Source organism: Mesorhizobium sp. BAC0120, from assembly GCF_033542235.1.
Lineage (GTDB): Bacteria > Pseudomonadota > Alphaproteobacteria > Rhizobiales > Rhizobiaceae > JAWRCU01.
The window spans coordinates 19540-34397 of record NZ_JAWRCU010000006.1 but is presented as its reverse complement, the minus strand read 5'-3'; the positions used below and the strand labels follow the sequence as shown (position 1 = coordinate 34397).

General features: G+C 63.8%; 6 protein-coding genes. 3 read left to right on the top strand and 3 right to left on the bottom strand.

The window, feature by feature from the left end:
• Window positions 1-47: 47 nt before the first annotated feature.
• Window positions 48-236 carry a hypothetical protein gene (locus tag SAZ10_RS15410; protein ID WP_318610158.1) on the bottom strand — a complete coding sequence of 63 codons (189 nt, stop codon included), beginning with the start codon at window positions 234-236 and terminating at the stop codon, window positions 48-50.
• A gap of 241 nt (window positions 237-477) precedes the next feature.
• Between SAZ10_RS15410 and SAZ10_RS15405 the strand changes: the two genes are divergently transcribed.
• Window positions 478-912: a DUF983 domain-containing protein gene (locus SAZ10_RS15405; protein WP_318610157.1), complete on the top strand. Its 435-nt coding sequence runs from the start codon at window positions 478-480 to the stop codon at window positions 910-912.
• 20 nt (window positions 913-932) lie between these two features.
• Here the strand turns inward: SAZ10_RS15405 and SAZ10_RS15400 are convergent, their stop codons facing one another.
• Window positions 933-2576: an acetolactate synthase large subunit gene (locus tag SAZ10_RS15400; RefSeq protein WP_318610156.1), complete on the bottom strand. Its 1644-nt coding sequence runs from the start codon at window positions 2574-2576 to the stop codon at window positions 933-935.
• Window positions 2577-3224: 648 nt separating this feature from the next.
• Here SAZ10_RS15400 and SAZ10_RS15395 point away from each other — a divergent pair.
• Window positions 3225-3674, top strand: a complete 450-nt coding sequence (locus SAZ10_RS15395; RefSeq protein ID WP_318610155.1) for a pyridoxamine 5'-phosphate oxidase family protein — start codon at window positions 3225-3227, stop codon at window positions 3672-3674.
• A gap of 171 nt (window positions 3675-3845) precedes the next feature.
• On the opposite strand, the gene SAZ10_RS15390 is transcribed toward SAZ10_RS15395, so the two are convergent.
• Window positions 3846-5576, bottom strand: a complete 1731-nt coding sequence (locus SAZ10_RS15390) for a tetratricopeptide repeat protein (protein ID WP_318610154.1) — start codon at window positions 5574-5576, stop codon at window positions 3846-3848.
• Between the two features lie 309 nt (window positions 5577-5885).
• Here SAZ10_RS15390 and SAZ10_RS15385 point away from each other — a divergent pair, with 309 nt between their 5' ends.
• A complete protein-coding gene (locus tag SAZ10_RS15385; protein WP_318610153.1) occupies window positions 5886-14723 on the top strand; it encodes an autotransporter-associated beta strand repeat-containing protein in 8838 nt (2945 codons plus the stop codon).
• Window positions 14724-14858: the final 135 nt, after the last annotated feature.

The following is a 14858-nucleotide window of genomic DNA, read 5'->3' as shown; positions in this document are numbered from 1 at the left end:
GGTGGAAGAATTTTTGACCCGTTACCTTCCCGCGAGAGCGGAGAGGTCTATTCGCGAGGTGCGCGAGTACGGGAGACGGGAATTTTGGCGCGGCCGCGCATATAGGCAAGATCGTCGGGCAAACGTGCGGCAAATTCGTCTGAGCCGCCGTAGCGGCCCGTGATTATCGTTGTGTCGATGCCCCAGAGCCTCGAGATGATCGAGAGCAATTTCGAAAATGCGGAACGCAGGGTCATTTCCGATATCCTTGTTCCCGGTTGCGGACCACCGAAACGATGCCAGCCTTTCCAGTGTGCGAGCCATCGTGCCGAGGGCGCGCGCGGGCGATACGTTGGTATCGTCTCAGATACTCACGGAGAATAGGTTCACGCGACGAGTCGGCGCATTGAAGCAGCCGGCGCTGACCACCTATCTCTTGAAAGCCGTCGCAACCGCCGGTGATCAGATAGGGGTTCTGACGCAAGTCAGCTTGAGAACATGGATGCTTTCCAGGAGACAACCAACCCGGCACTGACCGGTTTCCTTGGCCGCTGCCCGCGCTGCCAGAAGGGACACCTGTTCAAAGGCTTCCTGAAACTTGCCGCTCGCTGCGAAGTCTGTGGCCTCGACTATTCGTTTGCCGATCCGGCGGATGGCCCCGCTTTCTTTGCAATGTCCATCGTGGCCTTCCCTGCGCTCGGCTTCGCCCTGTGGCTGCAGGTGAGTTACGATCCACCATATTGGGTCCACCTGTTCACGACGCTGCCGCTTACGATCGGCGCCTGCTTGCTGCTCCTTCGACCCTTGAAGGGCTGGCTGGTGTGCTCCCAATACTTTCACAAGGCCGCCGAAGGATCGATTGACTGGGATTGGCATGCGGCACGCTCGCAGCAAGGCAAGGCAGGCGCGGATGACGTGAGAAAAGACGGATAGAGCGTCGTCGCCGCGCCGCCCTACGCTTCAGCCGGCTGAACTCCGCGCAACTCGTCGACGAGCACCTTCATGTTTTCGGAATAGTCCATCGGCACCGCGACGAGATGGACGCCGCCTCTGGAGAAGGCAGCCTCGAGCGTGGTCGCGAGATCCCGAGCCGAGCTCACCCGTGCTCCCTTCGCGCCGTAGGCTTCGGCGTAGGCAACGAAGTCCGGATTCTCGAAGCGAAGGCCGAAATCGGGGAAGCCGTCGACCTCCTGCTTCCAGCGTATCATGCCGTAGGCGTTGTCCTCCAGCACTGCCACGACGAGATTGAGGCCGAGGCGAACGGCCGTCTCCATCTCCTGCGCGTTCATCATGAACCCGCCGTCGCCGCAGACCGCGAGCACGCGCTGTTGCGGGTTGAGCAGGCAGGCGGCTATGGCCGACGGCAGTCCCGCTCCCATGGTCGCCAATGCGTTGTCGAGCAAGAGCGTGTTGGCGACGTGAGTACGATAGTTGCGGGCAAACCAGATCTTGAACATCCCGTTGTCGAGCGCCACGATGCCGTCGGGCGGTATGACAGATCGAACGTCATGAACGAAACGCTGCGGCGTGATGGGAAAGCGGTCCTCTTCCGCGCGGTCGGCGAGCCGCGCAAGAATTCCCTCGCGCATGTGCAGCAGAGCTGACGCGTTCGGAAGCTGCCCCTCGAGACGGTCCGCGAGCAGTGCGAGGCTCGCGCCCACGTCGCCGATGATCTCCGCCTCGGGAAAGTAGACCTGCTCGACGGTCGCAGGGGTTGCGCCGACGTGCACGACTTGCGGCCCCCGCGCTCCCATCAGGAAGGGCGGCTTTTCGACGGTGTCATGCCCGATCGAGATGATCAGGTCGGCCTGATCGACCGCCCGATGCACCCAGTCTCGTTCGGATAGCGCGGCCGTGCCTATGTAAAGGTTCGAGCCGCCGTGTACGGCGCCCTTGCCCATCTGGGTGTTGAAGAACGGAATGCCCATTCGACGGACGAAGGCAGACAGTGGATCGGCTAGATGCGGACGGCTCGCTGCGGCGCCGAGCATCACCAGCGGCGCCTTGGCGCCGGCAATCAAAGCGGCCGCACGATCGATTGCGCCAGATCGCGCGACCGGAAGATCGACCGGATGGGGCGGCACCAGAGTGGCTTCTGCGCCTTCCTGAGCAATGTCCTCAGGCAATTCGAGGTGAACCGGCCCGGGGCGTTCCTGTTCAGCCAAGCGAAACGCCTCGCGCACATGGGTCGGAATGCTTCTTGCGCTGGCGATCTGCGTCGCCTGTTTGGTCAGCGGACGCATCGTGGCAACGATGTCGACGATCTGGAAGTGAGCCTGGCGGCTGCTGCGGATAGCCTTCTGGCCGGTGATCATCACCATCGGCATTGCGCCGAGATGAGCATATGCGGCGCTGGTCGTCAGATTCAACGCTCCGGGGCCAAGCGTGGTGAGACACACTCCGGCGCGCCCCGTGAGCCGTCCGTAGGTGGCGGCCATGAAGCCGGCCGCCTGCTCGTGGCGTGTCACCACAAGCTTGATGCTGGACTGCCTCAGCGATTCCAGGACATCGAGGTTCTCTTCGCCTGGGATGCCGAAGATATATTCAACGCCCTCGTTCTCGAGTGCTGCGACAAGCAAGTCGGACCCTTTGGGCATGGCGATGTGCTCCTATCGCAAGACGGCCTCTATTGCCTCGAACTGTTCGCGCTCCGCATACCCCGGCCCCCGGATGCCGAAATGCGATGGCCGTGTCCGGCACCCGGCTAGGGAATTGCATGTGGCTCGGCGCTGGTGGGGGAGGGGCCGTCAACGTCGCGCCCTTCCAAATTTCGATACTGGGTACCTGCCGGAGCACATACGCACCTATACTTTCGCATCGCATCACAGATTGGGCGAGATGTCGACTTTGCGGGCAACGAGCCACGTCGTGGTTTACGCTGCTCGCCCGGCCTGAGATGGCTGAGGATCTTGCGGCGGTCCCGTCGAGTGGGATCTCGAAGTTCGAAGAAAGGCGCGCGCCCGGACAACAGCACACAAGGTCGAAATTTGCGCTGCTCAAAGCCATTCGGAGGGTCTTTCACACCGTTCCGTTGAAGCGCGCTTGAGCACTCGGCGATTTTGTTTTCAAGAGATGCCGCTGTCCAGGTTTTGGGGCGCTCAGCGCCGGCGTCCCTCGCGAAGCAGAGCCCGGGCCATTGCCATGGGAAATTGACGCAAATCAAAGCCCTCGCAGCACATGCATCGCAAACTTGCTATTGTTTGCGCTCAATCGAGCGACTCCTGCAGGTGACGGGAGGAGCAGCGATGCGGATCAGCACATTGTCCGAGAGCGAATGCAAGGTCGTGCTTGCCAATCACAGAGTTGCACATCTCGCATGCACGAATAACTGGCGGCCCTATGTCGTCGCGATTCACTATGTCTTCGCCGACGATGTTATCTACGCGTTCTCGCTGCCTGGCAAAAAGATTGAATGGATGCGCTACAATCCGTTGGTCTGTCTTATGGTCGAAGAGAAACAGCAAGGTCGAGCGTGGAAAAGCGTGGTTGTTGACGGCCTCTATGAGGAGCTGCGGGACGGCATTGGGCGCAAGCACGATGAGCGGGAGCACGCCTGGTCGCTGCTCGGCCAGAACGCCAATTGGTGGGAGCCCGGCGCGCTGAAGCCGGAAACAACTCTGCCGTCGGATCAGCTTCCGCCCGTTTTCTTCCGCATCCTGGTCAAAGAGATTTCAGGGCGCCAAGCGAGAGAGTAGCGCCAAAACGGGCGTCTCACGTGCGATTCGTCCTCGCAGACAACTATCTCGACGTGCGCGGATCCAACGGCGGCCGTGCAGGCTTATTCCAGCAGCCTCCGATTCCCATCTTCTCAGCTCGCCATTGACAAGGGGTACGCGTCTGTTGCCGCTTCCGAGCATCTGCCGGGTTCAGCCCGCCGGCAATCCGACCTCGATCATTGTCCGGATGAGCCGCTGGGTCGCCTCGAGAAAAATAGGGCTGGTGTTCCTGGTCGGAGGCGGGAGGTTGAGTGCCGTCGAGCCTGGCCGCAACTCCATGGCCTTTGCCAACGCCGCCTTTGCCTCGTCCGGCCGACCCAGGCGCTGATAGGCAGCTGCCAGTAGCATATGTGATCGCCCCGATGCCGGAGTGATGGCGATCGACCGTTCAAGCCACGGCAATGCTTCTTCGGCGCGGCCCATGAGCAGATAGGTCCAGCCGGTTCCGAGCAGCCAGGTCCAGCGCGAGACCGCCGGCGTGTCGAACCGGTCGGCCCGCCTGAATGTTGTCAGCGCATCCTCGAAGCGCCCCAGCTGAACCTGCGTGAGACCCAGCTGGTAGAGAGCCGACCCGTTCCATGGATCGAAGCTCAGGGCACTGGCGCAGGCGACCAGGCTTTCAGTGAAGTTGTTAGTCGCGGTGAGGAAACGGCAATAGGCCTCAAGCACCGGTATGGAGCGGGGCCTGGCCTGCAGCGCACGCGCCATCAGCGACTTGCCGTTGCTCTCTGCCGCCGCGCTCTCGGGCGGACTGTACCAGGCCATCTGAATCCCCCGCGTCTGCAGCCCGGTAAGCGCGACTTGCAGGTCGACATTGTCGGGCTGGGCGGCGAGCGCATTTTCCAGCATCGACTGTGCCGTGGCAAAACGCTCGCGCGACGTCTGGTTGATCGAGGCCATGGCTTGTTCGATGACGATTTTGACGCTGCCGGCCGATGAGGCCTCGTCGGACACAGCGGAATTCGTGCCGGCCTCCAGGAGCGCGTTGAGGCGACGCGCCAGCTGATCACCTGCTCCAGCGGCAAGCCGCGCCTGCTGGAGTCGGACGTCCGGCTCGCTGACGTCTACCGAAACCGTGGCGACCGACTGCACCTCGCCGGTGCCAGCCCTAACGATGCGCGCCTGGAAGGTCCACGACCGCTGGTCTTTCTGCAACTCCCCCTGCAGCACGAAATCCGAATGTGCGGATGGGATAGACGCTGGTTCTGAAACCGCCATCGCTTTCGATGGCGGCGCCACCACGCGTATATTGTCGATCTCGGCAAGACCATCGAGCAGGCGGTCCGTCACGCCAGCCGCCATCGCAGAGCCTTGGCTGTCGCCGCTGACGTCGGCGATCGGCATCACGGCGATGGTCGGCGGCTCTCGGGTGAAGATGAGACCGGGAGCAAGGATCGGTGCGGCCAGGGCAAATCCGACAACGGCGCAAAGCCCCGCGACGGCTGCGACCGCAGCGCGCCCTTGCAGCCTGAATGGGATCAGTCGTCTTTTTGCGGGTCCGGTCGCTATCTCGAATTCGGTGGCCGTTCCTGCTTCCCCTCGCTCAAGGAGAGGCACCGGTTCGGCGGGCACGGCCGATCCGTCCGACACCTCGGCCTCGAACAGATAGCCCCGGCCGGAGACGACCTTGATGAGCCGGCGCTCATCATCGCCGAGCGCGGCACGAATCTCGCGGATGCACTGGAACAGGCTGTCCTCGCCGACATGGACCTTCGGCCAGACGGCCTCCATCAGCTCCTGCTTGCTGACCACACGCCCGGCATTGGCGGCGAACACGTGCAACATGGCGAACGGCTTCGGCCGCAGCCTGATCACGCCGCCATCGGGACCACGCAACTCGGCGCGCTGCTGGTCGAGCTCAAAGCCGGCAAACCGGAGCACATTACCCCCACTTCCCCAGACCCGTGCCCGCATAGGTTGAATATCAGAAAAACTTCAGAATGTCATCGACCCCTCTTCAGGACAGCTCCGCACGCCGATGACATGTTCGGAACGCTAAGGATCGGGGCCTGGGGAATTCCGCGTGAAATCTAGGATGTGTAGGCGAAACCCTGCCGTGCAGGGCAATGCGGCTTGGTGCCTGCGCGCCGGGCCGGCGCCCGGCTTTGTCTGGGCGGTTCGGTTTCGCATCTCGCCACTGCTGCAGATTTCGCAGCCAAACGCCGAGTTCGAAAGCCGCGGGGCGGCGGCATGAGTGCTGGAACGAAGTTCCTGGCGCGAACCCATCGTTTCGCGCAGCGACCGGCTATTGCCTCGACGGCGCTCCTGCTGGTCTCAGTCGCTCCGCTTGCTTTGGTTGCGGCGACAGCAACGGCGCTGGCGCAAAGCACAGGCCAGACCGGCGGAACCGGCGGCAATGCGCCAAACTACAATACGCCCGGGACCAGCGGGGGTGGCGGTGTCTCCGGAAACGGTGTCGTAACGGGCAGCGCCGGGGGCAGTGGTGTTACCTGGGTCCAGTTCACCTATACGGGCGGCACCGGGGGAGGTTCTGATTCCGGCGGCAGCGGCGGCGGTGGCTATATACTCGGTGCCGGCGGCGGCGGCGGTGGTGGTGGCGGTGCCGGCCTGGCAATCAGTGCCAGCGGCTCGATTACCTCCAATGTCTTGGGCGGCACCGGCGGTGCAGGCGGCAATGGCTGGGGTGAAACCCAAGGCGGTTATCGAGTAGGTGGTGGCGGCGGCGGTGGCGGTGGCGGCAGCGGCATCCTTGTCAACAACGCGACTGGGGACGTGACCATCACGATCGGCAGCGGCGTCTCCGTCAAGGGTGGCTTGGGCGGCGAAGGCGGCGACGCCAATACGTCATGGAGCTACGGCGTCAACGCGTTGGACAATGGCGCCGGCGGCAACGGCGGCAATGGTGTCACCGCGAACAGCTCGACGAACACCACAATCGTCAACAGCGGCATCATTCAGGGCGGGAACGGAGGCCTGGGCGGCAAGTTCGTGATGTCCGACCCTAGTGTCCATGGCACTTATGGGCAAGGAGGCTACGGCATCCTTGGCTCAAACATCACGATCGTGAACAATGCCGGCGCGACCATCTCGGGCGGTACCGGCACCGGCTATGGCGCGCGCCAGGCCATTTATATCACCGGCGGCGCCAACGAGTTTCGTAACGAAGGCTCGATCAACGGCAAGATCGAGCTTGCCGGCGGAACGACGGATGTCTTCGGAACATATTCGAACGTGCTTCAGGTCAATGGCGGGGCAACTGTCACCATCAGCGCCGGTGACGCGACCGGCTTCTCCACGATCACCAATGCCGGCGTGATCAATGTTGGCGATGGCAATACGCTGTCCTCCGGGACCATCTCCAATGCAGGCGGAGCGACAATCAACCTGGGCATTGGCGCGGTACTCTTCGGCACTGGTAACACGCTGAACAACGATGCCACGGTCAATGTCGGGACGGACGGTGTCGTGATGGACAATGGCGACATCAACAACAACGCCAGTGGCATCATCAACTTCAATGGCCCTGGCGGTACGGCGATACTTTCCCCTGGAGCCGGTTATAGCGTCAACAACAGCGGCCAGATCAAGGTTCTTGGCGGCGATGTTGATGTGCAGATGAGCAACATCAACAACCAGGGCAACGGTTCGGTGTCGCTCACCGGCGGCGACATGTTCGGTGTCTCCACATTCACGAACTCCGATACGGCGACGCTGAACGTCAGCGCGGGCCGCAAGCTCAGCGTGCAAATCCTGAACTTCAATGGCGGTACCATTACCGGCACAGGCACGATCGAAGCCGCGAACGCAATCAATCTCTGGGGCAATGGCACGGTCGGCGCAACACTCGCCGGCAGCGCCGGTCTGACCAGAGGCGGTCCCGGGACGACAGTTCTTACGGGCAACCACACTTATACCGGCGGTACGACTGTCAATGCCGGCGTACTGCAGCTTGGCACAGCCGGCGTTGCCGGCTCGATCCGGGGCCAGGTCACCGTGAAGGGCGCCGGTACGCTCACCGTTACCAACGCCAACACCGCAGGCATCACGGGCATCGCGAATGCCGGCACTATGAACTTCCAGAATGCAACCAACGCAGGCAGCGCCACCATAACCAATAGCGGCGAGCTCTATTTCTACGACACGAGCAGCGCCGGCAGTGCTGTCGTGACCAACAACAACTTCCTCGAATTCCACAATGCGAGTTCGGCCGGCAGCGGCAAGCTCACCAATAACGGCACTTTGCTGTTCTACGACAACAGCCTCGCCGGCACTGCCACGATTGCCAACACCAGCAGCGCTTTGCTGAATTTCCAAAACGGCAGTTCCGCAGACAACGCCCGCATCACGAATGACGGCATGCTGTCCTTCTACGACACCAGCACCGCCGGCAGCGCCACCATCATCAACAACGACGAGCTCACATTCTACGACGCGAGCGGCGCCGGCAGCGCGACGATCTCCAACAACGGCAGCCTGACCTTCCGTTCCACCAGCACGGCCGGCACCGCTACCATCACCACCAGCGCCAACGCCACGACCCGGTTCCTGCATAACAGCAGCGGCGGCGACGCGCGTTTCATCACCGAGACCGGCGGCGCGGTCGACATCTCCGGCCTCACGACGACGGGGGCGACCGCCGGCTCGATCGAAGGCGCGGGCACATATCTTCTCGGTTCGAAGACGCTCACCGTCGGCTCCAACAATCGGTCGACCACGGTGAATGGAGCCATCGCGGACGGCGGCGCCGGCGGCTCGCTGGTCAAGGTCGGCGCCGGTACCCTGACCTTGTCAGGTACCGCCACCTATACCGGCGCGACCACGGTTTCGGGCGGCACGCTGGCGGGCGGAGCAGCCAACGCATTATCGGCGGCGAGCGCATTCACGGTCGACGCGACGCTCGATCTCGGCGGCTTCAGCCAGACCATCGCCTCGCTGTCGGGCACGGGCACCGTGACCAACAGCGGCACGGACGACGCGACACTGACGGCAGGCGACAACATGTCGACCATCTTCAGCGGAACCCTCGAGGATGGCCCGGATGCCACGACTGCCCTGATCAAGGTCGGCGCTGGCACGCTGACGCTGATGGGGGCCAACACCTTCACCGGCGGCACCACGATCAGCGGCGGCACGCTGCAGCTCGGTGATGGCGGCTCGTTGGTCGGGGAAATCGTCAACAACGCCTCGCTAGCATTCAATCGGTCGGACGCATACACCTTTGGCGGCAAAATCGAAGGAGCGGGAACCATCAAGCAGACCGGCACCGGGACGCTGACGCTGTCGGGGACGAACGCCTACACCGGCGCAACCTTGGTTTCGGGCGGTACGCTGGCGGGCGGAGCAGCCAACGCGTTTTCGTCCGCGAGCGCGTTCACGGTCGACGCGACGCTCGACCTCGGTGGTTTCGACCAGACAATCGCCTCGTTGTCGGGTACGGGGACCGTTACCAACAGCGGCACAGCCAATGCGATGCTCACGGCCGGCGACACTACCGCGACGACGTTCAGCGGCACGATCAAGGACGGATCCACCAGCACGACAGCGCTGACCAAGACCGGCACTGGAACGCTGACGCTGACGGGCTCCAGCGCCTATACGGGCGGCACCAAGATCAGCCACGGCACGCTACAGCTCGGCGATGGCGGCAGCGCTGGTGCGATCGTGGGCGAGGTGACCGTAGGCGCGGGCGGCATCTTCAGAGTTGCCAATGCCGACACGACCGGCACTTCAATCTCCAACGATGGCTACACGAATTTCGTGAACGGCACGACTGCCGGCAGCGCAGACATCACCAACAATGTCGGCAACAATGTCATCCTGCGTTTCAGCAACTCAAGCTCGGCCGGCAGTGCCGTCATAACCAACAACAGCTGGCTTGATTTCCGCGACGACAGTACCGCCGGCGACGCTGCCATCACCAACAACAGCTACCTGCTGTTCTACGACAACAGCACGGCCGGAAACGCGAACATCACCAACGACGCCCAATTGGCGTTCAGTAACGGCAGCACGGCCGACAGCGCAACAATCGTCAACCACGATGTCGTATCTTTCGCGGATGACAGTACGGCCGCCAATGCCACCATCACCACAGAGGCTGGCGGAATCACCTGGTTCGGGAACAGCAGCAGCGGTGGCGACGCACGCTTCATCACCGGTGCGGGTGGCAAATTCGATATCTCTTCTTTGGCGTCGGCGGGAACAACCGCGGGCTCGATCGAGGGGGCGGGCAGCTATTTCCTCGGGTCGAAACAGCTTGCCGTCGGCGGCAACAATCTCGACACGGCTGTGAGCGGCGTGATCAGCGATTGCGGTCCAAGCGGCCATGACTGCTGGGTTGGCGTCGGCAACGGCGGCTCACTCGTCAAGACCGGCACCGGCACGCTGACGCTCGCAGGCGCCAACACATATACCGGTGGAACGACTATCCTGAACGGTACGTTGGAGATCGGCGGCACCTCCGGCTCGATTCTGGGCGACGTGCTCAATGACGCCGCGCTCGCCTTCAACCGTTCCAACGCCTACCAGTTCGACGGCGCGATCTCCGGCACCGGCGATGTCGAGCAGCGCGGCGGCACCACGATCCTCACCGGTACCAGCACCTACACCGGCGAGACAAAGGTCAGCGGCGGCAAGCTGCTGGTCAACGGCTCGATCGCCTCGTCGTCGGGCATCACAGTGGATGCGGGCGCGACGATCGGAGGTTCCGGCACGCTGGCCGACACGGTGGTCAACGGCACGCTGTCGGCCGGCAACAGTCCGGGCACGCTGACGGTCGACGGCGACCTGACACTGGGCGCCACCTCGGTCAGCCTGTTCGAGCTGGGCGCTTCGGGCGTGGAGGGCGGCGCGTCGAACGATCTGGTCAACGTGTCAGGGAATTTGGTCCTCGGCGGCACGCTGCAGACGCCAGGCGCAGTGTCAGGTTATTACCGCCTCTTCAACGTCGACGGCACGATCTCTGGAAGCTACGCGAGCGTCCCTACCGACGCGAGCGTGCAGACCGCTATCCCGCACCAGGTGAACCTGCTCATCACGAATGGCGGGCAGTTCGTGCAGTTCTGGGACGGCGCCGACGGCATCGGCAACGGCTCGGTCGACGGCGGCGACGGCACCTGGGGCGCAGCCGGCACCAACTGGACGGGCGCACCGGGCAGCGCCAACTTCAACGACCAGTGGCACAGCGCGGTCGGCGTCTTCGCCGGCACGGCCGGCACGGTGACCGTGAGCGGACCGGTGGCCTTCGAGGGCGTCCAGTTCTCCAGTACCGGCTACACGATCGCCGGCGGCGTCCTGGCCATGACCGGTGACAGCGCCGGCAACGCAGCGGCGAGCTTCGTCAATGTCGACGGTGGCGTAACGGCGGAGATTGCCTCGGTGCTCACCGGCGCGGCCGGCATCGGTCTGGACAAGGTTGGCGGCGGCACGCTGATACTCTCAGGCATCAACACCTATACCGGCGCCACCACCATCGAGGGCGGCACGCTGGCCATGTCCGGCAGCGGCAGCATTGCGGCTTCCAGCGTGGTGGCGGTCAATGGCGGCACCTTCGACATCTCCGGCGTGACGACCGGTGGCCTCACTTGGATCACCAGCCTCGCCGGGACGTCGACCGGAACCGTGCTGCTCGGCAGCAATGGGCTGGGTATAACGAACGGCTCGACGGAATTCGCCGGCGTGATCGCCGGTGGGGGCCAAATCGATATCAGCGGCACGCAGACGCTCTCGGGCGTCAACACCTATACAGGTACGACCGGGGTCTCCGGAACGCTGGCGCTGAAAGGCGACGGCTCCATCGCGAATTCCTCCTATGTCATGGTCAGCGGTACGTTCGATATCTCGCAAACGACGGACGGCACCAGTGTCCGCCAGTTGTTCGGGCCATCGGGATACGGCGTCGTCGCGCTGGGTTCCAAGACGCTCACCATCACCGATGCCGGTAGCAGTTGGAATACGTTCATAGGTTCGATCAGGGATGGCGGCATTGGTGGCGGGACGGCTGGCAGCCTGGTGATCGCAAGCGGTGCGTCACAGTATCTTTCCGGCACCAGCACCTACACCGGCTCGACGACGATCGAGCAAGGCGGCCGGCTGTGGCTCGTCAACAACGGCAGCCTGTCTCCATCCAGCAGCCTCGTCGTGGACGGCGTGTTCGACACTACGGGGAGTTGGGCTCCGCAGACCTTCAAGTCGCTGAGCGGCAGCGGTGAGATTTATTTCGGCAGCACTCTGCGCATCACCGACGCCGCCGGCACATTTTCCGGCGTGATCAGCGGCGGCAACCTCGTGCTCGATGGGGGTACGCTGACGCTTTCCGGCGTCAACACCTACACCGGCGGCACGACAGTAGGCGGCTTCATCGCTGGGCCGGTCGCCACTCTGGTGGCTGCCAACAACGATGCTGTGGGCACCGGTTCCGTGCTGCTCAACCCCTACGGCGTCTTCAAGGCAGGCGCCAACGGACTGGCATTCGCCAACCGCTTCGAGGTGAGCTCCAGCTTCGGTACGGTCGACACCAATGGCTATACGATGACGATTGCCGGCGTCATTGCCGACGCGACCGATCCAGGGACGTTGCACAAGACAGGCGCCGGCACGCTGGTCCTCACCGGCGCCAACAGCTATGGCGACGGCACGGTCATCGAGGCCGGCACGCTCAAGATCGGCAATGGCGGCACGACCGGCTCGATCCTGGGCGACGTGGCCGCTGCCGGCACGCTCGCCTTCGACCGCTCTGACACCTACACCTTCGCCGGCATCGTCTCCGATGCAGGCGTCGGCCATGGCCAGGTTGCGCAGGACGGCAGCGGCGTTCTGGCACTGACCGGCGCCAACACCTATTCCGGCGGGACATTCTTCAACGACGGGGTGATCGCGGTCGCGAGCGACGACAATCTCGGCGATGCGGTAGGCGGACTGACCTTCAACGGCGGCACGCTGCGCTTTGACGCGGCCTTCAATCTCGCCGCCACACGCGCCGTCAAGCTCGATGCAGGCGGCGGCAGCTTCGACAGCAACGGCTTCGATGTGGCCGCGGCCTCGGACATAACCGGCAGCGGCGGCCTGACGAAGGCCGGCGCTGGCGAACTGGTCCTTGCGGGCCACAACAGCTACACGGGCCCCACCACGGTTTCACAAGGCACGCTCGGCGCCGGCTCGGCCGGCGCCTTCTCGCCCAATAGCGCAGTGTCGGTGGCTGGCGGCGCGACCCTCGACCTCGGCGGCTTCGACCAGACGATCGGCGCGCTGTCTGGCAGCGGGTCCATTCTGTTGGGGGCCGGCGGCCTCACCGTCGACCAGGACGGCGACAGCATCTTTGGCGGCGCGATCTCGGGCGCGGGCTCGCTCAGCAAGGAAGGCGCCGGCAAGCTCCTGCTTTCGGGCACGAGCACCTATACCGGCCAGACCTTCGTCAAAGCGGGAATCTTGTCGGTGAACGGCGACATCTCGTCGTCGTCGCTGCTGACGGTCGATGCCGGCGCCACGCTCGGCGGTAGCGGCTTGCTGCCTTCGGTCATAGTCAATCATGACGGCCGGCTCTCACCCGGCAACTCGATCGGCACGGTCAGCATCGCCGGCAATCTCACCTTCGGCGCAGGCTCGACCTATGCCGTCGAAACCTCGACAACGGCCGCCGACCGCACCAATGTCAGCGGCACCGCCAACCTGTCGGGCGGCACCGTCGTGGTCACTTACGCGCCGGGCAGCTATGTCGCCAAGAGCTACACCATCCTCAATGCAGCGGGCGGGCTCGGCGGCACGGAGTTCAGGGACCTCGACGCCAAGATACTGCCCGGACTGGAGACCAGCCTCACCTACGATGGCAACAACGTCTATCTGACGACGAAGGTCAGGCGTACCGACCCTGGCTGCACGAGGGATTGCGAACCCGATTTCGGCAATCTCAACCGCAATCAGCGCAGCGTCGCCAACGCGATCGTCTCCTATTTCGACGTCAACGGCAGCATTCCGGCGGAGTTCGCCACGCTCGATGCCAATGGCCTGACGGTAGCGTCGGGCGAGATAGCGGCCGGCGCGATCACAGCCGGCATCGACAGCTCCGACCATTTCCTTGGCCTGATCAGCGATCAGGCGCTGGCCGGCTCCGGCGGCGCATTCGGCAGCATGGCGGCTGGTCCGGCAGCTTATGCGGAGAAGGACAAGACTGCCGGCGACAGCGAGTTCGCAGCGCTGGGCCTGGATGCGAGCCACTCCGCCGACGCGGTCGCTCGTGTCTTCGAGAGCCGCTGGCAGAGCTGGGGCGCGGCCTATGGCGGCGCGCTTTCGGTCGGCGGTGATGCCGCGACCGGCTCGCATGACACCGATGCCGACACGTTCGGCCTGGTCGGCGGCATCAGCCGGCATTGGGGCGGAACGTTTTTGGGCCTGGCACTCGGTGGCGGCTCTTCCAATTTCAGCCTGTCCGATGGGCTCGGTAGCGGCCATGCCGGCACCTTCAATGCCGGCATCTTCGCCAGGCAGGAACTCGGCCAAGCCTATGTCGCGGGCGCGGCGGCCTATGGCTTCCACGACGTCGAGACCAGCCGAACCGTCTTCGGCGACGCGCTGTCCGGCGACTTCACGGCGCATTCTTTCGCCGGCCGCATCGAAGCGGGCTATGGCATCGCCGCCCCGCTTGCGACGGTGACCCCCTACGCCGCCTTCCAGGCGATCGCCTATCGGCTGCCGGGTTACACCGAGACGGGCGCAGGCAGCTTCGCACTTGCCTATGAAGGCGACACTGTGACGGCAACGCGCACCGAGCTCGGTGCCAGGCTCGACGGCACGCTGTTGCTCTCCGACGGAGCAGTGCTCACTCTCTCCGGCCGTGCCGCGCTTGCCATCAATGGCGGTGACGACATTGCCTTCACGGCCGGCTTCCAGAGGCTGCCCGGCACGGGCTTTGTGATCGAAGGTGCCGAGCCCGACCGCTATTCGGCGCTCGTCGATGCCGGCGCCGAATATAAAGCCCAATCCGGCTTCTTTGCAGCACTCGCGCTCCAGGGCGAATTCTCCGGAAACGTCCAGAGCCTCTCCGGTAAGGCAAAGATCGGGTTCAACTGGTGAGGTGGATCAAGCTGCCGGCAACCTTGCGAAGCTGTCATTTCCACGGGGAAAGCAGGTGGCTTCGCTGCTCTCGTTGGAGGTACTTGTGAAGAAATCCTGGTCCATGGCGCTGGCCACAGCCCTTGTTCTTTTCAC

Excerpts from the sequence above, each read along its gene's own strand:
- SAZ10_RS15410 (WP_318610158.1), bottom strand. The coding sequence starts at position 236 with ATGACCCTGCGTTCCGCATTTTCGAAATTGCTCTCGATCATCTCGAGG.
- SAZ10_RS15405 (WP_318610157.1), top strand. The coding sequence starts at position 478 with ATGGATGCTTTCCAGGAGACAACCAACCCGGCACTGACCGGTTTCCTT.
- SAZ10_RS15400 (WP_318610156.1), bottom strand. The coding sequence starts at position 2,576 with ATGCCCAAAGGGTCCGACTTGCTTGTCGCAGCACTCGAGAACGAGGGC.
- SAZ10_RS15395 (WP_318610155.1), top strand. The coding sequence starts at position 3,225 with ATGCGGATCAGCACATTGTCCGAGAGCGAATGCAAGGTCGTGCTTGCC.
- SAZ10_RS15385 (WP_318610153.1), top strand. The coding sequence starts at position 5,886 with ATGAGTGCTGGAACGAAGTTCCTGGCGCGAACCCATCGTTTCGCGCAG.